This is a genomic window from Sphingomonas sp. BL-S-05, assembly GCF_055521695.1.
Map to the genome: position 1 here is coordinate 30,280 of NZ_JBVFVS010000002.1, position 25,097 is coordinate 55,376.

The window sequence follows — 25,097 nt, forward strand, 5'->3', positions numbered from 1 at the left end:
GCCACGGGGCTTGCCAAGGTCCGGCCGTTCGCGGATGAGCCGGGGAACGCGTGACAGGGGTTCCGGACGGCCCCCGATCGCCGCCGGTCCGCAGCGCAGGGCGACGATGGTCCTTATCAAGACGGGATTGCTTTATTTCGACCGCGCGATCCGCGAAGGGTCGATCCGCAAGGCGGCGGAGTCGCTCAACATCGCGTCGTCGGCGGTCAACCGCCAGTTGTTGCAGCTCGAGGAAGAGCTCGACGTGCAGCTGTTCGTCCGCATGCCGCGCGGCATCCGCCCCACCGCGGCGGGCGAGGCGCTGCTCGGCTATATCCGCCGCTGGAAACGCGAAAGCGTCGCGTTGCGCCACGAGATGCTGCGGCTGCGCGGCGGCGAGCGCGGGCTGATCCGCATCGCCGCCGCCGAAAGCCTTGCCGACGATCTCGTGCCGCGCGCCATCGCCCGCTATCAGCAACGCTATCCGCTGATCGAATTCTCGCTGCTGGCCGCCGACAATCACCGGGTGAAGGCGGAATTGCTGTCGAAGGATGCCGACGTCATCTGCGCCTTCGACCTGACCGGCACCGCGCGCACCGCCACCGTCGCCCATGTCCAGACGCCGATCGGCGTGATCGTGCCGCCGGGCCATCCGCTGGCTGCGCTCGACCGGGTGACGCTGCCCGACTGCATCCCGCATGCGGTGGTGACGCCGACCGACGACTGGCTGAAACAAAGCGTGCTGTTCGATTTGTTCGACCTGAGCGACGTGCCGTTCCGCCGCGTCGCCACCGTCGAGCGCATCGATACGCTCAAACGCCTCGTACGCGCCGGGGTCGGCATCGCCTTCCTCTCGCGCATCGGGCTGGAGCGCGAACTGGCGGCGGGCGAGCTGTGCTGGATTCCGCTCGCCGACGGGATCGTCCGCCCGGCCGGGGTGTCGATCCTGCTGCAACGCGGACGGGTGCTGCCGATTTATCTCAGCAGCTTCGTCGACCTGCTGAAGGAAGAATTCAGCGAACTGGCGGGGTAGACCGTGATCCACTTGCGTGGAAGCGGCACCGGCCCGCTCCCCCACCCGACCACCCACAGCGTATCCTGACTGGGTGGTCGGGTGGGGGAGCGGGCCGGTGCCGCCCTGATCCGGCTTTGCCGGATCAAACTCCGGCCGCGTCGGCCGCGTTGGCGAGCCTGCGCGCGAGGAAGGCGCAGGCGATCAGCTGCAACTGGTGGAACACCATCACCGGCAACAGCACGACCCCGACCTGTGCCGGCGGGAACAGCACGCCCGCCATCGGCACGCCGGTCGCGAGGCTCTTCTTCGATCCGCAGAAGCGCATCACCGCCGCATCGGCGGGGTCGAGCTTCATCGCCCGCGCGATCAGCCCGGTCAGCACCAGCACCACCGCCAGCAGCGCCGCGCACCATCCGACCAGTTCGGCCAGTTCGATCGCTCCGACCTGCGACCACAGCCCCTCGACCACCGCCGCGCCGAACGCGGTATAGACGACCAGCAGGATCGATCCGCGATCGAGCGTGGTGACCAGTCGCTTGCGCGTCACGATCCATTCGCCGATCCACGGACGCAGCAAATGCCCCGCGGCAAAGGGGACCAGCAATTGCAGCACGATCGTGCGCACGCTGTCGAACGACAGGTCGACCCCGCCGGTGCCGGGCAGCAGCAACGCCGCCAGCGCCGGCGTGACAGCGATGCCGAGCAGGTTGGACAGCGACGCGCTGCACACCGCCGCCGCGACATTGCCGCGCGCGATCGCGGTGAACGCGATCGACGACTGCACCGTCGAGGGCAGCAGCGTCAGGAACAACAGCCCCGTCGCGAGGTCGGGCGCGGGCAGGCCGCTGCCGGTAATGGCGAGGCCGAGGATCGGGAACAGCACGAAGCTGACCGCAAGGATGGCGAGGTGCAGCCGCCAGTGCCGCGCCCCCGCCAGCAACGCGCTGCGCGACAATTTCGCGCCATGGACGAAGAACAGCGCGACGATCGCGGTATCGGCGGCGACGTCGAAGATCGGCACCCCGACCCCGCGCGGCGGCAACACCGTCGCGATCAGCACCGTCGCCAGCAACATCAGGATATAGGGCTCGATCGTGGCGAGCAGTCGGCGGATCATCGGGGCACTCCGGTTACGCGAAACAGGATCAGCTGCCCCGGTAGGTCGAATAGCTGTAGGGGGAAACCAGCAACGGCACGTGATAATGGCCACCGTCCCCGGCAATGCCGAAATCGATCGTCACCCGGTCGAGGAACGGCGGATCGGCCAGCGTCACCCCGACAGCGCGGAAATAGTCGGCGACCGCGAAGCACAGCGCATGGCGCCCCGGCGACAGGCGCAGCGCGGCGAGCTCGGGACAGCGGCCATCGCCATTGGTCATGCCGGTGAACAACGGCACGCCCCGCTCGTCGAGCAGCGTGACCGCGATCCCCGCCGCCGGACGGCCATGCGCGGTGTCGAGCACATGCGTCGACAGCGTCGCGCTCATGCCGCCGCCTCGCCGCGCGGCCATGTGCCGACGAATTCGGGTTCGTCATAATCGAGATAGGCGGCGATCATCGCATCACGATCGTCGAGGAACAGCTGGTCCGCCACCCCCGCCACCAGACGCGGCAGCGCATGGCGCAGCCCCGACAGCGCCGATGCCGACAGGCCGAGGCTGATCAGCCCCGAATAGTTGAACGCGAACAGCCCGTGCAGCTTCGCCGACGCATCGGGATCGCGCGGCAGGAACTGGAAATTCGGCCCCAGATAGGGATGGGCGTCGATCAGCGGATTGGCCCCTGCCGCCGGGCGATACCGATCCGACCAGCGGGCGATGTCGTCGGCGACCAGCGTCAGTTCGGGCCTGAGCGCCGGATCGGTGACGAGGCCGGTCGACAGGACCAGAAAATCGAACGTCTCGACCCCGTGCGGCGTGGTGATCGCGACGCCGCCATCGGTCTCGGCGACGTCGAGCCATGGCGTACCGAGATGCAGGTGAAAGCCGGGCAGTGCCGATGCCCGGTCGAACGTGTCGTTGGTGGGTGGCTGGCTGCGATCGAAGAACGCGGCCATCATCCGGTATTTGGCGGCATCGTCCAGCGCGGGGAAGCGGCCGATGATGCCGCTGCGCTCCATATGCCGGATCGGGTTGACGCGGGGCAGTGCCGGACGGCGGACGAAGACATGCGCCTCCGCCACCCCGGCCGACAGCGCGGCATGGGCATTGTCGAACGCCGACGCCCCCGCCCCCAGCAGCGCGATCCGTTTGCCGGCCAGCGCGGCATAGTCGATCGCGGCGGAGGTATGGGCATAGCGGCTTGCCGGCAGCCGGTCGCGCACCAGCGGCGGGACATGCCAATGCCCCCCGCCCTGGATACCGGTCGCCAGCACCACCTTGCGCGCGAGCAGCGGCGCGCCCTCCGCCAGATGGATGCGGAACCGTCCGCCCAGCGGCTCGACCAGCGTGACCCGCGCTTCGTTGCGCACCGGCAGCTTCAGCACCGCCCGGTACCAGCGCAGATACGCCATCCAGTCGCGGCGCGGGATCTTGTCGAGCGCGTCCCAGCCCTCGGCACCATGCTGCGCTTCCCAATAGGCGCGGAAGGTCAGCGACGGGATGCCCATGTCGATCGCGGTCAGATGCTTGGGCGTGCGCAGCGTCATCATCCGCGCATAGGTATCCCACGGCCCTTCATAGCCTGCCGGATTCTCGTCGAGCACGAGGATGTCGGACACCCGTTCGCGCAGCAGCCCGAATGCCGCGCCCAGCCCGCTCTGCCCGCCGCCGACGATGACGACGTCATGGACATGACCGTCCGCCATGTCCTTCGGCATGGTCCAGGCCGGGCCGCCAAAGGCAAGCCGTTCGAGGTCGGTCGCGACCTGTTCCGCCAGCGCGGCAAGGCCGATGGGTCGGGTCATGGCAGCGTCTCCAGTCGCAGGCGGACGATATGGCCGATCTCGTCGATCGCGGTCGCCACTTCGGTCTCGGCATCGTTGGTCAGGCGATCGGCCATCGCCCGCACTATCCCCTCCCGGTCGGTCCGCCGGACGCAGATGACGAAGGGAAAGCCGAACCGCTCGCGATATGCGGCGTTGAGGCTGTGGAAACGTTCGAACGCCTCGGGCGTCATCCGGTCCAGCCCGGCCGATGCCTGTTCGCTCTGCGATGCGGCGGTCAGCGTGCCCGCGATCGCCGCGCGCCCGGCCAGTTCGGGATGCGCGCGGATCACCGACAGCCGTTCCTCGGGCGTCGCATCGGCCAGGACGGCAAGGATGCCCTCGGCCAGGTCGTCGAACGGCCGCCGCGCCGCCGCCCGTTCGACCACCCAGGGCGAATGCTCGACCACGCTTGCGTAGCGCGTGATGAAATCCCCGTCCGACAACATGTTGAAATCGGTCACGATCCGGTCCCCTCGATCGAGACATGCGCGGCGACGACCTTCCAGCCATCGGCGAAGCGGACCCAGCTCTGGCTCTGCCGCCCGCGCCGGGGGTCGCCCTCGCGGAAGAACTCCGCATTGGCAGTGGCGAAGTCGCGGCCGAAGGCATGGATCGCGACCGTGCCGAGCCGGCGTTGCGGCGATCCGCCGCGCCCCTTGCGGAATGCCCGGATCGCGTCGGCCCCATACAGCACCTCGCCCACGCCGTAGCGGATGGTGCTGGGATGGTCGTGGAACAGCCGGTCCATCGCCGCCACGTCATCGGCCATCAGGGCCGCTTCGTAGGCATGGAAGGCCGCCGTCACCTCGGCCACCACCTGCGGATCGTCGATCGTCATGCCGGGTGCACCTGTTGCCAATGTCGGGCGATATCGATGCGGCGCGCGATCCACGCATCGCCGCTGGCGATCACATGGTCGACGAAGCGGGCCAGCGCCGCCGCCCGACCGGGCCGCCCGGCGATACGCCCGTGCAGCCCGACCGACATCATCCGCCCGCCCTCGGCGCGCAACTGTTCGAAGGTATCGCGCAGATAGCGGAAGAACGGTTCGCCATCGGCAAAGCCGTTATAGGCGACGAACTTCATGTCGTTGGCGTCGAGCGTATAGGGCACGATCATCTGCGCCCGCCCGCCATTCGCCGCCGCATGGCGACGATCCCAATAGGGCAGGTCGTCGGCATAGCTGTCGGCATCATAGACGAACCCGCCCTCCGCCGCGACCAGCGCGGCGGTCGCCGGCGAGGTCCGCCCCTGATACCAGCCCAGCGGGCGCGTGCCGGTCAGGCGCCGGTGCAGCGCGATCGCCTCGGCGATATGCGTGCGCTCCACCTCGGGGGGGACATATTGGTAATCGATCCAGCGATAGCCGTGGCTGGCGATTTCCCAATTGGCGGACAGCATCGCGTCGACGCTGGCCGGATTGGCCGCCATGGCGGTCGCGACCGCAAAGGCCGTCACCGGCACCTCCCGCTCGGCGAACAGCCGGTGCAGCCGCCAGAAACCGGCGCGCGCGCCATATTCGTACAGGCTTTCCATCGCCATCGCCCGGGCGGGATGGCTGGCCGCGCCGACCATTTCCGACAGGAACGCCTCCGATCCGGCATCGCCGTTGAGGACGCAATTCTCGGCGCCCTCCTCGACATTGACGACGAACTGGACAGCGACACGCGCCCCACCCGGCCAGCGTGGATCGGGCGGCGTCGCGCCGTATCCGATCAGGTCGCGCGCCGCGGTCATGCGGCATAGCTTTCGAGCGCGGCATCGACCCCGGCCCCGGGCGGCAGCGCCAGCCCTTCGGCGCGCAACACCGCCTCCAGCGCCGCCAGCGTCAGCAGCACCTTGTGCTTCATCGCGTTGTAGCCCATCGCGCCGATCCGCCAGACCTTGCCCTGCAGCGGTCCGAAGGCGGTGCCGATCTCGATCTCGAAATCGTCACGCATCCGCGCGCGGACCCGCTCGCCATCGACGCCGGGCGGGATGACGATGCCGGTGACGTTGGTCATGCGGAAACGATCGTCGCCGAACACTTCCAGCCCCAGCGCGCGAGCCCCCGCGACCACTGCCCGCCCCGCCGCCGCATGGCGCGCGAACCGCGCCGGCAACCCCTCGCCCAGCGCGACGCGGGCGCATTCGCGCGCGCCGTAGAGCATCGTCGTCGCTTCGGTATGATGGTTCAGCCGCTTCTCCGACCAATAATCCATGATCATCGCGAGGTCGAAATAGTTGGTGCCGATCCGCACGCCGGCAGCGTCGGACAGGTCGTCGCGGCGAATGCCCTTCTCGACATGGCGACGGCCGAGGATGCGGTCGGCAGCACGCGGCGAGACGGTGATCGGTGCCGATCCCGATGGCCCGCCCAGACATTTCTGCAGGCCGCCGGTGACGATATCCGCGCCCCAGCGATCGGTGGCGATCTCCATCCCGCCGATCGTCGCGGTCGCATCGACATAGAGATACGCCCCCGCCGCCCGGACCAGCGCCCCCACCCCGTCGAGCGGCTGCGCCATGGTGGTCGAGGTATCGCCATGGACACAGGCGACGACCATCGGTTCGGTGCGCGTAATCGCATCGGCGATGGCATCGATCGGTACCGTTTCCCCCCAGGGCACCGACAGCCGCTCGACCCGCGCCCCGATCCGCTCGCCAATCTCCTGCAGCAGCAGTCCGAACCGGCCGAAATCGATCACCAGCAACCGGTCGCCGGGCGCCAGCAGCGACACGAGCGATGCCTCGATCGCCGCGCGTGCGGTGCCATCGATCAGGAAGGTCCAGTGATTGTCCGTCCCGAACACCGGCCGGTACAGCGCCATCACCTGGTTCATATAGCCGGTCATTTCCGGGTCGAACTGGCCGAGCAGGTCGGCGCTCATCGCGCGCAGCACGCGCGGATGGGCGTTGACCGGCCCCGGCCCCATCAACAGCCGCTGCGGCGGATCGATCTCCCCGAACAGGTCAGGCGTCACGCACTTGCTCTCCCAATCGATCGATGAAACCGCGCATCGCGGCAAAGGCCGCATCGGCGTCGGCCGGATCGACATGCTCGGCCGGATGGTGGCTGATCCCGCCGGCACAGCGCACGAACAGCATCGCCACCGGGCCGAGCGCGACCATCGCCATAGCGTCATGCCCCGCCCCCGACATCAGCCGTCGCGACGGCTGCCCGGTGGCGACGATCGCCGCGTCGAGCAGGTCCATCAGCCGGGGGTCGCACGGACAGGGCGGCAGGTCGTGGATCGTGGTGACGTCGAGCCCGACGCCCCGCTCGGCAGCAATGCCGTCCATCGCCGCGCGGATCGCGGCGGCGGCGCGGTCGCGGCGGTCGGTGGCGCCGGCGCGGATATCGATAGTGAAGCGTACATCGCCGGCAATCACATTGGCGGCACCCGGTGCGACCTCGATCCGGCCGACCGTCGCGACCAGATCGGACGCGGCGGCGACGGCGATATCCTCGACCGCCGCCACCATCCGCGCGGCGGCGGCCAGCGCGTCGCGGCGTAGCGGCATCGTCACCGTGCCGGCATGGCCGGCGACGCCGGTCACCGTCGCTTCGAGCCGCAGCTGCGCGGCGATGCCGGTGACGGTGCCGAGCGCCAGCCCCTCCGCCTCCAGCACCGGCCCCTGTTCGATATGCGCTTCCAGATAGGCGAGCAGGGTGCCAGGCGCACGGGCGGCGCTGGCGAGCGACGCGGCGTCGCTACCGAACTCGCGCAGCGCGGCATCGACGGTTACACCGTCCGCATCGGCCATGTCCGCCGCCTGCGCAGCCAGCGTCCCCGCAACCGCGCGACTGCCGAGCATCGCGGCGGGAAAGCGCGATCCCTCCTCATCGCCAAAGCCGATCACCTCGATCGCAAACGGCAGGCGACGTCCCTCGGCATGGAGCGCCGCGACGCATTCGATGCCGAGCATCACCCCCAGCGGCCCGTCATAGGCACCGCCGTCGCGCACGCTGTCGAGATGACTGCCGATGACCAAAGCGGGCGCAGCGGGCGTCGCCCCCTCGTACCGCCCGATCAGGTTGATAGCGGCGTCGCGGCGCACGGTCATGCCCGCTTCTTCCATCCACGCGCCGACGCGTTCGATCGTGGCGCGATAGGCCGGGGTCAGCCACCCGCGGAACAGCCGGTCCGGCCGGTCGCTATAGGGCGCGCGCGACAATTCGATGCAGCGCGCCGCCGCCCGCGCGCCCGATGCGGTCGCGCTCACCATGTCGCCGCCATCCCGTCGCTGCGCGGATCGGCAGCACCTTCGATCACGCCATCGGGATGACGCAGGATCGCGCCGGCATGGCCCATCGTCGACGACCATGCCGCCACCCGTTCGACCGCATGGCCGGCCGCTTCCAGCCTCGCGTACAGGGCCGGATCGAACCCGTCCTCGATCTTCAGCGTCGTGCTCTGATCGCCCCAGGTCCGCCCGAGCAGCCAGCGCGGGCCATCCACCGCCGCCTGCAACGGCTGCCCGAACCGCGCATGGCGCGTAAAGATCGCCGCCTGCGTCTGTGGCTGCCCCTCGCCGCCCATCGTGCCATAGGCCATGACCCGGCCATCGTCGAAGCAGGCGAGCGCGGGATTGAGCGTATGGAACGGCCGCGCCCCGGGCCGCAGCCGGTTCGGGCCATCGCCGCCAAGCGCGAACGAACAGCCGCGATTCTGCCAGGTGATCCCGGTCTGCGGCAGGACGATGCCCGATCCGAATTCGAAATAGGTGCTCTGGATACAGCTTACGACCTGCCCACGCGCATCGGCCGCGCCGAACCAGGTCGTGTCGCCCAGCGCGGGCGGATGCGGCCATGGCGCGGCGCGCGTCGGATCGACGGCACCTGCCATATGGTCGAGCGCGGCGGCATCGTCGAGCAGCGCCTGCGCATCCTGCGTCATCGTCGCCGGATCGCCGACATGCGCGTCGCGCCAGCGGAACGCCTGCTTGGTGGCCTCGACCAGATGATGGACATGGTCGAACCCGTCGCAGGTCGTGGCGCCGAGCCGGTCGAACAGCGCGAGGATCATCAGCGAAGCGATCCCCTGGGTCGGCGGCGGCAGGTTGAACAGGCGCGCCCCGGCGATCGTGACGGTCAGCGGGTCGACCGGTCGCGCGGCAAAGGCGGCGAGGTCGCCCGCCGCGACCGGACTGCCAAGCCGGGCAAGGTCGTCGGCGATCGCCTGCGCCAGCGCGCCGCGATAGAAGCCGTCCAGCCCGTCCGCTGCCAGTCGTTCCAGCGTTGTCGCCAGCGCCGGCTGTCGCAGCACATCGCCTTCGACCAGCGGGCGCCCTTCGGGTTCGAAGATGCGGGCATAGTCGCCGGGCAGGTCGCGCAACGCGGCCGAGACGGTGGCGGCGACCTGCGCCCCGCCGGGGGTGACGACCACGCCGCTTCGGCCATGATGGATCGCATCGCGCAGCAACCGGTCGAGCGGCAGCGTCGATCCACTCCGCGTCAACGCCGCCTGCCATCCGCCAACGGTGCCCGCGACCGTATTCGCCGCCAGCGCCCCGCGCCACGGGATCGTCGCATGGTCGCGGTACAGGCCGGGTTCGGCCGCCATCGCCGCCGCGCCGCAGCCGTCGATCGCCCAATTGCCGCCATCGGGTTCGGCGACCAGCCAGAAACCGTCGCCGCCGATCCCGGTCATGTGCGGATAGACGACGGCGAGGCACGCGGCGGTCGCCACCGCCGCCTCCACCGCCGAACCGCCATCGGCCAGCACGTCGCGCCCCGCCTGTGCCGCGAGGTGGTGCGGCGCGGTGACCATGCCGCGCAACGCACGGGGCGTCGCCCGCGTCATGCCGCCACCGCCGCTATCGGCGCGACCGGACAGGCGATCAGCCCCGCCGCCGCCAGTGCCGCCGCCGTCTCGAACAACAGCGCCTCCCGCCCCGGCGCGGCGATCAGCTGCACGCCGATCGGCATCGCGCCCGTGGCCTGGGCCAGCGGCACCGACAGGATCGGCACCCCGGCGAGGCTGAGGGGCTGGGTATGCAGGCCCAGGTCGGCACGCGCCGACAGCGACTGGCCGTCGATCACGATCGTCGTCGCATCGATGCGCGGCGCGGCCATCGGCGTCGCCGGGGCCAGCAACAGGTCGTGTGTGGCCAGCGCGTCGATCAGTTCGGCGGTGAAGCGTTCGGCGACCGCCTCCGCCTCGCGCACCGCCGCGACCGGCTGCAACGCCCCGGCGATCAACCGGTCGCGCGTTCCGGCATCGAACGCCATCGCATCGCGGCGCAGCGCGGGCAGATGGCGATGCCCGCCCTCGGCGCCGGTCAGCATGAATCCGGCCGATCGCGCCGCCGCCGCCCAGCGCAGCACGACCGGCGGCCCGGCGTGCAGATGCCGGGCGATGCGATCGATCCCGGTCAGCACCGCGTCCTCGGCGCGCTCGGCGAACCACCCGCCAAGCGGTGCCACCCGCACGATGGCGCTACCACCCGGCGACAGCGGGGCGCCGGTCATCACCGCATGGGCGATCGCCATGTCCTCGCTCGACCGGGTGAAGCAGCCCACCGTGTCGAGCCGCTCGACAAAGGGATAGGTTCCGGCGACCGGCACCGCGCCGAAGCTCGGCCGCAATCCATAGATGCCGCACAGGCTGGCCGGCACGCGGATCGATCCGTTGGTATCCGATCCCAGCGCCAGCGGCACCAGCCCGGCCCCGACCAGCGCCGCCGACCCGCCCGACGATCCGCCCGCCAGTCGGTCGGGATCATGCGGGTTGCGGGTGGTGCCGTAATGCGCGTTCTCGGTCGAAAAGCCATAGGCGAATTCGTCCATGTTGGTCGTCGCGACCAGTACCGCGCCCGCCGCGCACAGCCGGGCCACGACCTTGGCATCGCGCGGTGCGGGTGGCGCCGACGCCAATTGCCGCGCCCCGGCCGTGGTCGCCTCCCCCGCCACGTCGAACAGGTCCTTGACCGCAAAGGGCACCCCGGCCAGCGGCCCCGGATCGCGCCCGGCGGCGACCGTCGCATCGACCCGTGCGGCATCGGCCAGCGCCCGGTCGCGCAACAGCCGGGTGGCGGCGTTGAGCGAGCCGTGCGCCGCGATGCGATCGATCGTCTCGACCGCGATCGCCTGTGCCGGGCGGCGTCCGGCGCGAACATCGGCGGCGATGGCGCTTGCCGACAGGGTCATCGCGCATCCTCGGCCAGCGCGGCACGCACCGCCTCGTGATGGCGCGCCAGCAACCGCTGGTTGGCGACCACGCCCGCGACCGCTGCCGTCGGCACGGCCAGCGCGATGCGATCGGCCAGCAGCAATACGAGCCGCCGTTCGTCTTCCGTCGCCTGTGTCATGCCATGGTCTCCCCGCTCGCACTGCGCGAATTGGGTAGCGCCTCCGAACCATGCGGCAGAAGCGCAATATTGCGCTTCGAGCGAACGCATTTTTCGCGCACTCCCGATCAGTCGAACCGTTGCCGCTCGAACGTGGCGAAGTCGTGCTCGAGCCGGGCTTCAAGCCGGGCCTTGTCGTTGGCGGTCAGGAAGGCGCGGCACGCTGCGGCGTCGAGCACGCGACAGGCGGCGATGCGCGGACCGCCGGCGCGGTCCTGCCAGATGCTGGCGCCGGGCAGGAACGCATAGTGCAGCGAATCGCGCGCGATCTGCTTCAGATCGCGGTAGCGCAGGCGCTGTTCGGTCACCGCGCGCAGATATTCGTTGGTCATGTCGCTGCGCGCGACGCCTTCGTCATCGGTCGACAGCACGACCGGCACCCCCGCCTGCCGATACAGCGACAGCGGATGGTCGCGGCCCTTCACCCCCAGGATGACGGCGTTGCTGGTCAGGTTGATCTCGACCGCCACCCGCTCGCGCGCCATCTTCGCCAGCAGCGCGCGGGCGTCGGTTTCGTAGGAAATGTCGATGCCGTGCCCGATGCGGCGCGCCCCGGCGACCGCCACCGCATCGCGGATATGAAACGCCAGATCGCGCGGCGGCACCAGCCCGAGCGTCAGTTCGCCCGCATGCAGCGACAGCGGCACGGCGGGAAAGCGTTCCTTCAGAAACCGGAACATCCGCATGTGCAGCCGGTAATCGCGCAGCGCCACCGGATCATGTTCGGGTGCGACGATATTGACGCCGACGAAGCGCGGATCGGCCCCGACCATCGCGAAGCCCAGCGCCAGTTCGGCAAAGACCTGTGCCGGCGGCCGGGTGCGGATCGCGGCGATCTGATAGCGGATCTCGGTCGCGCAGGCAGGTTTGGCCGCGGGCGTGGTGCAGCCGTCGATCGCTGCCATCTCCGCTTCATACCCGTCATAGCGCGCGCGCATCGCCCGTACCGCGGCCGGCAGTTCGGGGGCGATCCGCGCATAGAGCGCCGCCAGATCGCCGACATCCCCCTCGGCGACCTTCGCCAGTTCGGGCGTCAGGCCGGCGCCGGTGCTGAGTTCGGCATAGGACACGCCATCGGCCGCCGCCTGTTGCCGCGTCAGCGCCAAGACCTTGCCCGCATGGCGCGCCGCGATCGGCCAGAAGGCGTCGAACGTCGCGAAGAAACGATCATAGCCCGACACGCGCGGATCGCCGGTGCCGCTTTCGAACCCGCGCGTCGAAAAGGCATCGATAAAGCCGGCATAGCGGCGATAATCGCGCGTCAGGTCCGCCGCCGCGACCCGCCCCGGTGCGTCGCATGGCGGCGGCGCCAGTCCCGGCGGATCGATCGACAGGCACAGCCCGTCCGCCGCCGCCCAGGCAAGGATATCCTCGGCATAGACCGCGCCGCCGGCATGATTGTGCAGGTCGCCGCCCTTGGGCATCGCTTGCAGGAACATGCGCAGCCGCGGCGGACTGTCGGCGATCGCGTCGAGATACGCCGCCGTCCGCGCTTCGGGGGTCGGCGGATCAGGCGGCGGTGCGGCACCGCCCAGCAATGCCGCCGCCAGCGTCAATATCATTCCCGCCACGCTCGCACGCATGGCGGTGCGGCCGTTGCTGCAACGGTCGTGCATCGCTGTCCCCCTTCAAGCCGGTCGCGCCCTACGGCGCCGACGCCCTCGGCCGATGGTCTAGGGACGGTGTTTGCCCGCGCCCATCGCAATATCCGGCACGTCGCGTTGCCGGAAAGCGCGCGGACGACCCGCGCTCTTTTTTGCAACACGGAATGCCGTTCATTGCGGTAGATCGCGCGCATGGCTGCTGGCATGACGGTGGCAGGGCGGGTTCCGGGGGACGGCATGACAGACACGATATCGGCACGACCGGCGACGACGATGCTGGAGCGCCGGTTCCAGCTGACCGAGCGCGGCACGTCGGCACGCACCGAGATCCTCGGCGGTGTCACGACCTTCCTGACCATGGCCTATATCGTGCTGGTCAATCCCGCGATCCTGGGACAGGCCGGCATGCCGGTCGCGGCGGTCGCCGCCGCCACCTGCTTCGCCGCCGCCTTCGCCTCGATCCTGATGGGGCTGGTCGCCAATGTGCCGCTGGCACTGGCGCCGGGCATGGGCCTCAACGCCTATTTCAGCTTCACCGTCGTGCAGCAGATGGGCATTCCGTGGCCCGTCGCGCTCGGCTGCGTGTTCATTTCGGGCGTGTGTTTCCTGATCCTGACGCTGACCGGGGTGCGACAGCTGATCGTGTCGGTGATCCCGCCGCACCTGTTCGCGGCGGTGGCGGGCGGGATCGGGCTGTTCATCGGCTTTATCGGCCTGCGCAATGCCGGGATCGTCGTCGCCAGCCCCGCCACGCTGGTCGCGCTCGGGCCGCTGACCGCGCCGGGCGCCGCGCTGGCGCTGCTCGGGCTGTTGCTGATCGCGGGCCTGAGCATCTGGAACGTGCGCGGCGCGATGCTGATCGGCATCGTCGCCACGACCATCGTCGCATGGCTGACCGGACAGGTCACGATGACCCCCGAACCCTATAGCCTGACGATGTTGACGCAGACCGCGTTCCGCATCGACCTGCCCGGCGTGTTCGGCGCGGGCGGGCGACATGGCCTCGGCCTGTTCGAGATCCTGTTCGTGTTCCTGTTCGTCGACCTGTTCGACAATATCGGCACGCTGGTCGCGGTGACCAAGCGCGCCGGGCTGATCGACGCCGCCGGCCGCATTCCCCGACTGAACCGCATCCTGCTGACCGATGCGGTCGCGACCATGGTCGGCGCGGTGGCGGGGACCAGCACCGTCACCAGCTATGTCGAAAGCGCGGCGGGCGTGCAGGCGGGCGGGCGCACCGGGCTGACCGCGATCGTCACCGGACTTCTGTTCCTGTTGACCATGTTCGTCGCCCCCTATGCGCAGCTGGTGCCGCTGGCCGCGACCGCCCCGGCGCTGATCGTCGTCGGCGGGCTGATGCTGTTGCCGCTGGTCGAGGTGCAGTGGGACGATCCGCTGGCGGCGATCCCGGCATTCCTCACCGTCGCGCTGATCCCGCTGACCTTCTCGATCGCCAATGGCCTCGCCTTCGGCATCACCGCCCATGCCGTGCTGAAGGCGATGCGCGGACAGGCGACGCGCGCCGACTGGTTCCTGTTCCTGCTCGCCGCGCTGTTCATCGCCCGCTTCGCGTGGATGGGGGCGGCGTAAGGCCATGACGATCCGCTTCCTGCTCGACGATGCGGTCGTAGAGGTCGCCGACGCCGCACCGACCGCGACGCTGCTCGACCATCTACGCTATCGCCTGCGCCGCACCGGCACCAAGGAAGGCTGTGCCGAGGGCGATTGCGGCGCCTGTACCGTGCTGGTCGGCGACGCCGAAGGCGACGGCATCGCCTGGCGCGCGGTCAATGCCTGCATCCTGTTCCTGCCGATGGTCGATGGCAAGGCGGTGCTGACCGTCGAAAGCCTGTCGCAGGGCGGCGCGCCGACCCCGTTGCAGACGTGCATGGCGCGCAACGGGAGCTCGCAATGCGGCTTCTGCACGCCGGGCTTCGTCATGTCGCTCTATGGCCGCGCGGTGGGGGCGGCGGGCCATGACCTGCCCGTCGCCGACGTGATCGCCGGCAATCTGTGCCGCTGCACCGGCTATGGCCCGATCCTCGAAGCGGCGGAGCAGGTGTCGCGGATCGAACGCGACGACCGGCGGACGGCGGCGGCGCTGCGCGAGCTACGGGCGAACCACGCCCCCGAACCGCCGACCTGGTTCGCGCCGCGCTCGGCCGACGAACTGGCGGCATTGCTGATCGAGCACCCCCATGCCCGGCTGATCGCGGGAGCGACCGATGTCGGGCTATGGGTGACGAAGGGGCTGCGCGACCTCGATTTGCCGATATTCATCGGCGACGTCCCCGAATTGCGCACGATCGGCGAGGACGCGAGCGGCGTCACGCTGGGCGCGGCGGTGCGCTATGCCGAGGCGCATGACGCGCTCGCCCGGTTGCATCCCGATCTGGGCGAACTGGTCCGGCGGATCGGCGGGTTGCAGGTGCGCAATGCCGGCACGATCGGCGGCAATATCGCCAATGGCTCACCGATCGGCGACGGCCCGCCGGCACTGATCGCGCTCGGCGCGTCGCTGGTGCTGCGCCGTGGCGACCAGCGGCGGACGCTGGCGCTGGAGGATTATTTCCTCGCTTATGGCAAGCAGGATCGCGCACCCGGCGAGTTCGTCGAGCGTGTCCACATCCCCCGCCCCGCCCCCGATGCGATCGTCCATATCGCGAAACTGTCGCGCCGCTTCGACAGCGATATTTCGGCGGTATGCGGTGCGTTCCATCTGACCATGCGCGACGGCACCATCGTCGAGGTGCGCGTTGCGTTCGGCGGGATGGCCGCGACTCCCCGCCGCGCCGCGGCATGCGAGGCGGCACTGACCGGCGCCCCCTTTACCGAAGCGACGATCGCCCGCGCCGTCGAAGCGCTGCGCGACGATTTCGACCCGCTTACCGACGTGCGCGGCAGCGCCGCCTATCGCCAGCAGGCGGCGGGCAATCTCTTGTGGCGCCTGTGGCACCGCGAACAGGGCGAACCGGTGTCGGTCCAAGAGCTTTGCCGATGACGGCCCCCAAAGCCTCGCTGCCGCACGACAGCGCGCTGCTGCACGTGACCGGCACGGCACGCTATATCGACGACGAAGCCGAGCCTGCCGACCTGCTCCACCTCGCCTTCGGCCAGTCGACCGAAACCCATGCCGCGATCACCGGCATCGACCTGTCGGCGGTGCGCGCCGCGCCGGGCGTCGTCGCGGTCTTCACCGCCGCCGACATTCCCGGCCATAACGATGTCAGCCCGGTCGCGCATGACGACCGGCTGCTTGCCGATGGCGAGGTGCTGTATCGCGGGCAGCCGATATTCCTCGTCGCCGCAACCAGTCGCGGTGCGGCGCGGCGGGCGGCGCGACTGGGTCGGATCGACTATGCCCCCCGTCCCGCGTTGCTGACCATCGCCGATGCGCGCGATGCCGATTCACGGATCGAACCGACCCAGCGCATGGCGCGCGGCGACGCCGCCGCTGCGCTCGCGACCGCGCCGCATCGCCACTCGGGCGGTTTCGCGATGGGCGGGCAGGATCACTTCTATCTGGAGGGACAGGTCGCGCTCGCCCGGCCCGGCGAGGACGGACAGGTCCATCTCGCCAGTTCGACCCAGCATCCCAGCGAAGTGCAGCATCTGGTCGCCGACCTGCTCGGCATATCCTCCGCCGACGTGACGGTCGAGGTCCGGCGCATGGGCGGCGCGTTCGGCGGCAAGGAGACGCAGGCCGCCCCCTTCGCCGCCGCCGCCGCCCTGGTCGCCGCCAAGACCGGCCGCCCCGCCAAATTCTGCTGCGACCGCGACGACGACATGGTGCTGACCGGCAAGCGCCACGACTTCTCCGTCGACTATGATGTCGGCTTCGACGACGACGGGCATATCCTCGGCCTGATCCTGCGGCTCGCCTCGCGCTGCGGGGCGACGGTCGACCTGTCGCCGGCGATCAACGACCGGGCGATGTTCCATGCCGACAACAGCTATTGGCTGCCTGCGGTCGAGATCCTGTCCGAACGGCTGAAGACCCACACCGTCTCCGCCACCGCCTTTCGCGGATTCGGCGGGCCGCAGGGGATGCTGGCGATCGAGCGGGTCATCGACGTCGTCGCCGCTGCGTTGGGGCGCGATCCGCTCGATATCCGCACCGCCAATCTCTACGGGCCGGGCCGCGACGTCACCCCCTATGGCATGACGATCGCCGACAATATCGCGCCCGCACTGATCGCCCGGTTGCGCCATGACAGCGACTATGACGCGCGCCGCGCCGCCATCGGCGACTTCAACGCGCGGCATCGCGTGCTGAAAAAGGGGATCGCGCTCGCGCCCGTCAAGTTCGGGATCAGCTTCACCACCACCCATCTCAATCAGGCCGGGGCACTGGTGCATGTCTATGCCGATGGCAGCATCCAGCTGAACCATGGCGGCACCGAAATGGGACAGGGCCTGTATATCAAGGTCGCCCAGGTCGTCGCCGACGTGTTCGCCGTGCCCGCCAGCACGGTGCGCATCACCGCGACCCGTACCGACAAGGTGCCCAACACCTCCGCCACCGCCGCATCGTCCGGCGCCGACCTGAACGGCATGGCCGCGTTCGAGGCGGCGAGCACCATCCGCGACCGACTGGCGGGCGTCGCCGCCTCGATCGGCGGCTGCGAACCGGATGCCGTCCGCTTCACCCCGGCGGGCGTCGTCGCCGGTGCGGAGACGATCCCCTTCGCCACCCTGTGCCGCAAGGCCCATCTGGCGCGGGTGTCGCTGTCCTCGACCGGCTTCTACGCCACGCCCGACATCGCCTATGACCGCGCGGCGCATCGCGGGCGGCCCTTCTATTATTTCGCCTATGGCGCCGCCTGTGCCGAAGTGGTGGTCGACACGCTGACCGGCGAGCACCGCGTGCTGGCGGTCGATATCCTTCACGATGTCGGCCGCTCGCTCAACCCGGCGATCGACCTCGGCCAGATCGAGGGCGGCTTCGTCCAGGGGCAGGGCTGGCTGACGACCGAGGAGCTGGTCTTCGCCGACGACGGCCGGCTGCTGACCCATTCGCCCGCGACCTACAAGATCCCGACCGCCGCCGACCGGCCGCAGCGCCTGTCGATCGCACTGTGGGACGGGGAGAATGTCGAACCGACCATCCACCGGTCGAAAGCGGTCGGCGAACCGCCGTTCATGCTCGCCCAATGCGTGCTGTCGGCGCTGGGCGAAGCGATCGCCGCCACCGTCCCCGACCGCCGTGCCTTCCCCCCGCTCGACGCCCCCGCGACGCCTGAGGCGATCCTGCGCGCGATCGCCGCGCATCGCGCATGCGGGTAGCGTGGCGCGAACGGCTGCGCGGCGTCGCGCCCGACGACCGCATCGCCTTGGTCACCATCCTCGCGACCGAAGGCTCGGCGCCGCGTGGGCCGGGCACGCGCATGGCGGTCGACGATACCGCCTCGTTCGACACGATCGGCGGCGGCGCGCTGGAGCATCAGGCGATCGAACAGGCCCGGGCGATCCTCTCCCATCCGCCGGGCATATGGCGGGTGCAGGATTATCCGCTCGGCCCCCTGCTCGGCCAATGCTGCGGCGGGCGGGTGCGGCTGTTGATCGAGCGGGTCGACCCGGCGGCGCTCGACTGGATCGATGCCACGACCCTGACGACCACGCTGCATTCGACGCAGGTCGCGCGCCACGCTGATCCGCTGGCCGCTATCGTGCCGCTACCGGCGCGGGGCGAGCGCCCGGCGGCCGGCGCGACATGGTCCGAACGGCTCGGCCAGTGGCAGCGGCCGGTCTATCTGTTCGGCGCGGGCCATGTCGGACAGGCGATCGCCCGCCGGACAGCCGGCCTGCCGCTGCGCCTCGCCTGGTTCGACAGCCGTCCCGAACTGGCGGAGATGCCGGGCGTGACGATCGTCGACGCGGATCGCCTGCCCGCCTGCCTTGGCGATGCCCCCGCCGACGCGGCGGTGCTGATCCTGACGCATGACCACGGCCTCGACTATCGGCTGACCCATGCCGCACTGACGCGCGCGCCGCTCGCCTATGTCGGGCTGATCGGCTCGGCGACCAAGCGCGCCCGCTTCCTCGCCCGCCTGACTCGCGAGGACGTGTCGGCCGACGCCCGTGCCCGGCTGACCTGCCCGATCGGGCTGGCGACGATCCCCGGCAAGGAGCCGGACGTCATCGCTTTGTCGGTGCTTGCCCAACTCCTGACCTTCGACGCAACGCCCGAGCCGATATGACCCTATGCCTGTTCCGCGCCGAACTTCTGTCGGTTGCGACCGACCCGCGCGACGCGCCCGATGCGATCCGCCACGAAGCCGATGGCCTGCTGGTCGTCGAGGACGGGCTGGTCGTCGCGCGCGGCGACTATGCGACCCTTGCCCCGCGCTACGCCGGCCTGCCGGTCGAGCGGCTCCCCGGCATCGTCGTCCCCGGCTTCGTCGACGCGCATGTCCATTATCCGCAGATGGACCGCATCGCCTCGCATGGCGAACAGCTGCTCGACTGGCTGGAGCGGCATATCTTCCCGGCCGAAATGGCCTTCGCCGATCCGGTCCATGCCGCCAGTGTCGCCGATGCCTTCCTGACCGAGCTGCTGCGCAACGGCACCACCAGCGCGCTGGTGTTCCCGACCGTCCACCCCGGATCGGTCGACGCGCTGTTCGCCGCCGCGCTCGACCGGCGGATGCGGATCGTGTCGGGCAAGGTGCTGATGGACCTCGGCCCCGACGACTTGCGCGACACGCCCGATGCGGCGCGCGCCGACAGCGAGCAACTGATCCGTCGTTGGCGCGGGCGCGGGCGGCTCGGCTATGCAGTGACGCCGCGCTTCGCGCTGACCTCGTCCGACGAACAGCTTCGCCAGGCCGGCGCGTTGCTCGACGCGCATCCCGACGTGCTGCTCCACACCCATCTGGCGGAGAACAAGTACGAATGCGCCGCCGTGGCCGAGCGCTTCCCGCACGCGCACGACTATCTCGACGTCTATGACCGGTTCGGACTAGTCGGCCCCCGTTCGGTCTTCGCGCACGGCATCCACCTGCCCGGCCGCAGCTGCGCCCGGCTTGCCGAGGCTGGCGCGGGGATCGCGGTCTGTCCGACCTCCAACCTGTTCCTCGGATCGGGCTTCTTCGATTTCGGACAGGCCGATGCGCATCGGCTGCGCCTCGGGCTGGGCAGCGATATCGGCGCGGGCACGTCCTTTTCGTTGCTGCACACCGCCGGCGTCGCCTATCAGGCAGCACTCGCCCGCGAAGTGCGGCTCGACCCGTTCCGCGCGCTGTATCTGGCGACCGGGGGCAGCGCGGCGCTGCTCGGCATCGCCGACCGGGTGGGCGGTCTGCTGCCGGGGCAGGAAGCCGATTTCGTCCTGCTCGACGACGCGGCGACGCCGCTGCTCGCGCGGCGGACGGCGGGGGCCGATCTGGCGACGCGGCTGTTCGCGATGCAGGTGCTGGGCGACGACCGCACCGTGCGCCGCACCTATGTGATGGGCGAATGCGCCTGGGATCGGGGGATCGGATGAAGCGGATAGGATTGTGGCTGCTGGCATTGCTGGCGGCGACGATGCCGGCACAGGCGCAGCAGGCCAGACGCCTCGTCATCATCGATGACGAAGGCTTCGGCCTCGCCCATGTCATGCTGCTCGACGCGCCCGATGTCGAGGTGCTGGGCATCACCACCGTCAGCGGCAATGTCTGGGCCAATCGCGCCACCGCCATGGCGCTGAAGGGCGTCGAGCGCATGGAGCGGAACGTGCCCGTCGTGCAGGGTGCGACCTATCCGCTGGTCAATTCGGAGGTGCTGACCGAACGCTGGGAAGCGCTTTACGGCAAGCTGACGTGGAAGGGCGCGTGGATGAAGCAATGGGTCGAACCGACCCAGCAGAGCACCCCGCCCTATCACGGCCCCGACGATCCCGTCGACCTGCCCGGCGGCAACCCGACGACCCGCCCCTCCCCCGAGATCGCCGCCAATTTCATGCTGCGCATGGTCCGCGAGCATCCGGGACAGGTGACGATCATCGCCATGGGACCACTCACCAACCTCGCGCTGGCGCAGCGGCTCGATCCCGCCTTTGCGGGACTGGCTAAGGAGCTGGTCTATATGGGCGGCAGCCTCAATCCGCGCCAGGTGCTGGACAGCGTATCGGCCACGCAGTTCGCCCGCGAATTCGTCCATTCGCCGCGCCGCGAATTCAATGCGCGCTTCGATCCCGAAGCCGCCAGCATCGTCTCGCGCAGCCCGTGGCGGCGGATCACCGTGGTCCCGACCGACCCGTCGACCGCGACCGAACGGACGCCCGCGCTGATCGCGCGGTTGCGCGCCGTGTCGCCGCCCGCCGTCGCCGCATGGATCGGCGCGATGGAACCGGGCTTTCCGCTATGGGACGAAATCGCCGTCGGCATCTGGCTCGACCCGTCGCTCGTCACGTCGCGCGACACCGCCTTCGTCGATTACGATACGCAGTTCGGCCCGAATTACGGCGACATGCTGTCGTGGAGCGCGGGCTATCAGCCCGGCATCGGCGAACAGCGCGCCGAGATCGTCCGCACGATCGATCCCGCCGGCCTCGAGGCGCTCATGCTTCGGCTGCTGGCGCGCCGGGCGGCAGATAGGCGAAGCCGGTAAAGCACGCCTCGATCTCGCGCAGCACCATCGCCGCGGCATAGGACGGGGTGCGCGCGGTCGCGGTACACAGCGCCAGCGTCATCGGCCGCAGCACCTTGTCGACGATCCGGGTAAAGGCGAGCGTACCTGCGCGCACCTCGGTCGATACGTCGAGCGAGGTCAGGATGCCGATACTGTCGCCCGCCTCGATCAGCGACGCGATCATCTGGATATTGTCCGACGTCACCCGCCGGTGGAGCGAGACCCCCGACGTCGCCTCCAGCACCGCGACCTGCTGATGCACCGCCAGCGGTGCCGCAGGCAGGATCACCGATTGGCCGTCGCAATCCGAAAACCGCACCTCCGCCTTGCGCGCCAGCGGATGCGAGGGCGGCGACACGATGCCCAGCACCACGTCGACGAACGCGCGCACCGTCAGGTCCTGATAGGATTGCGGGTCGAACAGGATGCCGAAATCGACGTCGTTGGCGGCGATCGCGCGGCGGACCTGTTCGTTGCCCAGCACATGCACCCCCATGGTGATGCCGAGATGGCTTTGCTGGATCGCATGGATCGCGGCGGGCATCACGCCCTTTGCCAGCGCGTCGATGACCGCGATATCGACATGGCCGCGCTTCAATCCGCGCAGATCCTCGATCTGCGACAGCGTATCGCCCAGCTGCTTCTGCCAGCGGCCGCCCGCCGCCATCATCACCTCGCCCGCCGCCGTCAGCCTCAGCCCGGTCGGCAGCCGTTCGAACAGCTGCACGCCCAGTCGCGCCTCGGCATTCAGTATCTGTCGATCGATCGCCGATGCCGATACCGACAGTTCATCGGCGGCGCGGCGGATCGAGCCGAGGCGCCCGACCGCCATGAAATAGCGGATGAACCGTGACAGCGCAGGCATGCGCTAATTTTTGCAACGGATCGTCGTCATCATTGCGTTTGAATGCAACGATCGCGCCCCGTACGTCAACGTCCAAGTCGGAGAAGGCAGGCGGCCACGCAGCGATGGCCGCACCGGACGGACTGGCGTGACGACGACGGACATGCACCGGCGCGGCTGCGAACAGGAGAGGCGGGGACATTAGCGACGACCCGGACGTGGGGAACCGGTCGGGCGTCACAGGGGGGCTGACCATGACGATGCTTGCGCGCTCGAACTCCATCGACCTGCACCGATCGAAACCGGGTCGCCGCACCGGCTACGCCCTGTTCGCGGCGCTGCTGTGCGGAACGGCGCTGGCCATGCCCGCGCAGGCGCAGGAAGCGGCCGCCACGGCCGAGGCCGATGCGCCGGACGGCAACGACATCGTCGTCACCGGCTCGCTCAACGCCCTGCCGGTCAAGGACGTCGGCTCGGTCTTCGGCTTCGACAAGACGCTGGTGGAAACGCCGCGCTCGGCCTCGACGGTCAGCGACGAACAGATCGAACGCTTCGGCATCACCGAAATCTACGATCTCGTCGCCCAGTCGCCGGGTACCTTCACCAACTCCTTCTTCGGGGTCGGCGGCGCGCTCGATATCCGCGGCACGCCGGGCGAGACCTATTTCCGCGGCGTCCGCCGGCTCGACAATGCCGGCAACTATCCGACGCCGATCGCCGCCGCCGACCGGATCGACATCGTGCGCGGCCCCGCCTCGCCGATCTACGGCCCGTCCAAGACCGGCGGCTATATGAACTTCGTGCCGAAATCGGCGCGCGTCGCGGGCGGCGCGCTGCTGAGCGCCCCGCGCGGCGAGGTCAGCTATACCGGCGGCAGCTGGGACCGGAATAATCTGCGCGCCGAGGTGCGTGGGCCGGTGCGCGTGCTCGGCGCCGATCTCGGCTACAGCCTCTATGCCGAGATCGAGGATTCGGGCAGCTATTACCGCAACATGTCGACCAAGCAGACGATCCTGCAGGGTTCGTTCGACCATCAACTGACCGACCGCATCCGCATCGAATTCGGCGGCCAGTACCAGAATTTCAAAGGGCAGCAAAATGGTGGCTGGAACCGCCTGACCCAGCAGCTGGTCGACGACGGCACCTATATCACCGGCACCGCCAAGCCGCTCGACACCGATGGCGACGGACAGATCTCGCAGGGCGAAGTACGGGCGTCGATCCCCGGCGGCCTGTCGATCTTCGGCAATTTCACCTGCCCGAACAGCAGCTTCAGCCCGTTTGCCAGCGGCTTCACCGACGCCTGCTTTACCCAGACCTATCCGCAGCTCAACCTCGTCAACACCGGCACCGCCAAGCTCAGCCGCCGCGACGTGCTGACCGGCACCGAGGACAAGCTGACCAACAAGCAGACGACGCTCTATTACGACGTCACCTATGACGGGCCGGGCGAGCTGACGCTGAAGAACCAGCTGTTCTTCGACAATACGCAGAATATCAACAATAACGATTACGGCTTTTCGCAGCGCGTCAATTCCTATGTCATCGAAGACAAGATCGTCGTCGCGAAATCGATCGACACCGGCATCGGCAAGTTCTCGGGCCAGTTCTCGCCATCGATCCGCTATGTCAATTTCAACTATGGCGACGATTTCGATTTCGAATATTTCCATCGCGTCGACCTGACCCAGGGCTATACCCCGGCATCGAACCGGCTGCTCGCCAACGAATGCAATTGCGGCTATACCGACCGGGTGTTCGGGCACACGACCGACTATGGTCTCGCCGCGCTGGTCGACCTCGACTTCACCTTCGGCCTCGATCTGCTGCTGGGCGGCCGGTATGACAAGGTCGACGCCTCGTCGCGCTACGATCCGACCGTCATGGACCGCGTGCCGGTGCGCAATTCGGCCAAGGGCAGCGACGATGGCTGGTCGTGGACCGCCAGCGCGTCGTACAAGCTGCCCTTCGGCATCATCCCCTATGCGACCGCATCGCAGCAATCGACGATCGTCGTCGGACAGGGGGCGGAGGTGCTGCCCGAAGCGGTCGCGTCGGGCTTCATGTCGACCTCGCGCCTGTACGAAGGCGGGGTGAAGGGTAGCTGGCTCAACGACACCCTCTATGCCGCATTGTCGGTGTACAAACAGAACCGGACCGACTTCAATATCCAGTCGATCACCGTCAACCAGGCGGTCGAGACCAAGGGCGTCGAAGCCGAAGCACGCTGGGCGGTCGATCGCCACCTGCTCGTGACCGGTGCCTATACCCATACCGAGGTCGTGAACCTGACCGGGCTTCAGGCCGGAACGCTGTTCAGCTTCTTCGGGATCGAGGATCTGGTCAACGTCACCGACCCGACGCTGCATCTGGGCGGACAGCCGATCGGCCTCGTCCCGATCAACAGCCGCAGCGACGCGCGCCGCGCCGGCATCCCCGCCAACCTCTATTCCGCCACCGCCACCTATGGCTTCGACAACGGCCTGTCGTTCAGCGGCAGCGTGGTGAAGGTCGACTCGGTCTTCTCGGGCCAGTCGCAGGCGGTGCGCCTGCCGGGCTATACGCTGGTCGACCTGTCCAGCTCGTACCAGACCGGCCCGTGGCTGTTCCGCGGCGTCGTCAAGAACGCGACCAATGCGCGCTATTTCCGCGCCAACTTCACCGAATTGTTCGGCAGCACCATCGTGCTTCCCGAACGGCCGCGCAGCTTCCTCGCCTCTGCCGTCTATAAATTCTGATGGTGCGCGCGGGGGGAGTGCCGGCGAACGGCACCCCCCGCCCCGC

The 25,097-nt window shown here is 69.2% G+C and carries 21 protein-coding genes; 8 read left to right on the forward strand and 13 right to left on the reverse strand.

Annotated features, from left to right (window positions below):
- The first annotated feature begins 106 nt into the window (after window positions 1-106).
- Window positions 107-1,012 carry a LysR family transcriptional regulator gene (locus ACZ1JS_RS17670; protein ID WP_465168812.1) on the forward strand — a complete coding sequence of 302 codons (906 nt, stop codon included), beginning with the start codon at window positions 107-109 and terminating at the stop codon, window positions 1,010-1,012.
- Between the two features lie 124 nt (window positions 1,013-1,136).
- Here ACZ1JS_RS17670 and ACZ1JS_RS17675 read toward each other — a convergent pair whose 3' ends face one another.
- The 12 genes from ACZ1JS_RS17675 to ACZ1JS_RS17730 form a co-directional block, all read right to left on the reverse strand.
- A complete protein-coding gene (locus ACZ1JS_RS17675; RefSeq protein ID WP_465168813.1) occupies window positions 1,137-2,111 on the reverse strand; it encodes a bile acid:sodium symporter family protein in 975 nt (324 codons plus the stop codon).
- A gap of 28 nt (window positions 2,112-2,139) precedes the next feature.
- On the reverse strand, window positions 2,140-2,481 hold the full coding sequence (gene uraH, locus ACZ1JS_RS17680) for a hydroxyisourate hydrolase (protein WP_465168814.1): 342 nt from the start codon (window positions 2,479-2,481) through the stop codon (window positions 2,140-2,142).
- The gene (locus tag ACZ1JS_RS17685; RefSeq protein WP_465168852.1) at window positions 2,478-3,887 is read right to left on the reverse strand and encodes an FAD/NAD(P)-binding protein; all 1,410 of its coding nucleotides are present in this window, start codon (window positions 3,885-3,887) and stop codon (window positions 2,478-2,480) included. The genes uraH and ACZ1JS_RS17685 overlap by 4 nt, the downstream gene beginning before the upstream one ends.
- A gap of 8 nt (window positions 3,888-3,895) precedes the next feature.
- Window positions 3,896-4,366: a 2-oxo-4-hydroxy-4-carboxy-5-ureidoimidazoline decarboxylase gene (gene uraD / locus ACZ1JS_RS17690; protein WP_465168853.1), complete on the reverse strand. Its 471-nt coding sequence runs from the start codon at window positions 4,364-4,366 to the stop codon at window positions 3,896-3,898.
- Window positions 4,367-4,377: 11 nt separating this feature from the next.
- Complete coding sequence (hpxZ, locus tag ACZ1JS_RS17695; RefSeq protein WP_465168815.1) at window positions 4,378-4,758, reverse strand: oxalurate catabolism protein HpxZ; 381 nt, start codon at window positions 4,756-4,758, stop codon at window positions 4,378-4,380.
- Window positions 4,755-5,657, reverse strand: coding sequence for an allantoinase PuuE (gene puuE / locus ACZ1JS_RS17700; protein ID WP_465168816.1), 903 nt, complete (start codon window positions 5,655-5,657; stop codon window positions 4,755-4,757). Before puuE ends, hpxZ begins: the two co-directional genes overlap by 4 nt.
- Window positions 5,654-6,835, reverse strand: coding sequence for a pyridoxal-phosphate-dependent aminotransferase family protein (locus ACZ1JS_RS17705; protein WP_465168854.1), 1,182 nt, complete (start codon window positions 6,833-6,835; stop codon window positions 5,654-5,656). The genes puuE and ACZ1JS_RS17705 overlap by 4 nt, the downstream gene beginning before the upstream one ends.
- Window positions 6,836-6,872: 37 nt before the next feature.
- Window positions 6,873-8,129: an allantoate amidohydrolase gene (locus tag ACZ1JS_RS17710; RefSeq protein ID WP_465168817.1), complete on the reverse strand. Its 1,257-nt coding sequence runs from the start codon at window positions 8,127-8,129 to the stop codon at window positions 6,873-6,875.
- Window positions 8,123-9,706, reverse strand: a complete 1,584-nt coding sequence (locus ACZ1JS_RS17715) for a gamma-glutamyltransferase family protein (RefSeq protein ID WP_465168818.1) — start codon at window positions 9,704-9,706, stop codon at window positions 8,123-8,125. Before ACZ1JS_RS17715 ends, ACZ1JS_RS17710 begins: the two co-directional genes overlap by 7 nt.
- Window positions 9,703-11,052 carry an AtzE family amidohydrolase gene (locus ACZ1JS_RS17720; protein WP_465168819.1) on the reverse strand — a complete coding sequence of 450 codons (1,350 nt, stop codon included), beginning with the start codon at window positions 11,050-11,052 and terminating at the stop codon, window positions 9,703-9,705. The genes ACZ1JS_RS17715 and ACZ1JS_RS17720 overlap by 4 nt, the downstream gene beginning before the upstream one ends.
- Entirely contained in the window at window positions 11,049-11,213 is a 165-nt protein-coding gene (locus ACZ1JS_RS17725; protein ID WP_465168820.1) for a hypothetical protein, read from the reverse strand. Before ACZ1JS_RS17725 ends, ACZ1JS_RS17720 begins: the two co-directional genes overlap by 4 nt.
- Before the next feature lie 107 nt (window positions 11,214-11,320).
- A complete protein-coding gene (locus ACZ1JS_RS17730; protein ID WP_465168821.1) occupies window positions 11,321-12,868 on the reverse strand; it encodes an adenosine deaminase family protein in 1,548 nt (515 codons plus the stop codon).
- 225 nt (window positions 12,869-13,093) lie between these two features.
- Between ACZ1JS_RS17730 and ACZ1JS_RS17735 the strand changes: the two genes are divergently transcribed.
- The 6 genes from ACZ1JS_RS17735 to ACZ1JS_RS17760 are packed head-to-tail and all read left to right on the forward strand — an operon-like array spanning window position 13,094 to window position 21,448.
- Entirely contained in the window at window positions 13,094-14,446 is a 1,353-nt protein-coding gene (locus tag ACZ1JS_RS17735) for an NCS2 family permease (RefSeq protein WP_242121767.1), read from the forward strand.
- A 4-nt stretch (window positions 14,447-14,450) separates the two neighbouring features.
- Window positions 14,451-15,857 (forward strand): xanthine dehydrogenase small subunit, encoded by a 1,407-nt coding sequence (xdhA, locus tag ACZ1JS_RS17740; RefSeq protein WP_465168822.1) that lies wholly within the window; start codon window positions 14,451-14,453, stop codon window positions 15,855-15,857.
- On the forward strand, window positions 15,854-18,142 hold the full coding sequence (xdhB, locus tag ACZ1JS_RS17745) for a xanthine dehydrogenase molybdopterin binding subunit (protein ID WP_465168823.1): 2,289 nt from the start codon (window positions 15,854-15,856) through the stop codon (window positions 18,140-18,142). Before xdhA ends, xdhB begins: the two co-directional genes overlap by 4 nt.
- Entirely contained in the window at window positions 18,133-19,056 is a 924-nt protein-coding gene (gene xdhC / locus ACZ1JS_RS17750; protein ID WP_465168824.1) for a xanthine dehydrogenase accessory protein XdhC, read from the forward strand. Before xdhB ends, xdhC begins: the two co-directional genes overlap by 10 nt.
- Window positions 19,053-20,342 carry a guanine deaminase gene (gene guaD, locus ACZ1JS_RS17755; protein ID WP_465168825.1) on the forward strand — a complete coding sequence of 430 codons (1,290 nt, stop codon included), beginning with the start codon at window positions 19,053-19,055 and terminating at the stop codon, window positions 20,340-20,342. The genes xdhC and guaD overlap by 4 nt, the downstream gene beginning before the upstream one ends.
- Window positions 20,339-21,448 carry a nucleoside hydrolase gene (locus tag ACZ1JS_RS17760; RefSeq protein WP_465168826.1) on the forward strand — a complete coding sequence of 370 codons (1,110 nt, stop codon included), beginning with the start codon at window positions 20,339-20,341 and terminating at the stop codon, window positions 21,446-21,448. The genes guaD and ACZ1JS_RS17760 overlap by 4 nt, the downstream gene beginning before the upstream one ends.
- Here ACZ1JS_RS17760 and ACZ1JS_RS17765 read toward each other — a convergent pair.
- Window positions 21,399-22,334: a LysR family transcriptional regulator gene (locus ACZ1JS_RS17765; protein ID WP_465168827.1), complete on the reverse strand. Its 936-nt coding sequence runs from the start codon at window positions 22,332-22,334 to the stop codon at window positions 21,399-21,401. The two genes, ACZ1JS_RS17760 and ACZ1JS_RS17765, sit on opposite strands and share 50 nt — an antisense overlap.
- A gap of 341 nt (window positions 22,335-22,675) precedes the next feature.
- Between ACZ1JS_RS17765 and ACZ1JS_RS17770 the strand changes: the two genes are divergently transcribed.
- Window positions 22,676-25,051 (forward strand): TonB-dependent siderophore receptor, encoded by a 2,376-nt coding sequence (locus tag ACZ1JS_RS17770; protein ID WP_465168855.1) that lies wholly within the window; start codon window positions 22,676-22,678, stop codon window positions 25,049-25,051.
- Window positions 25,052-25,097 lie beyond the last annotated feature (46 nt).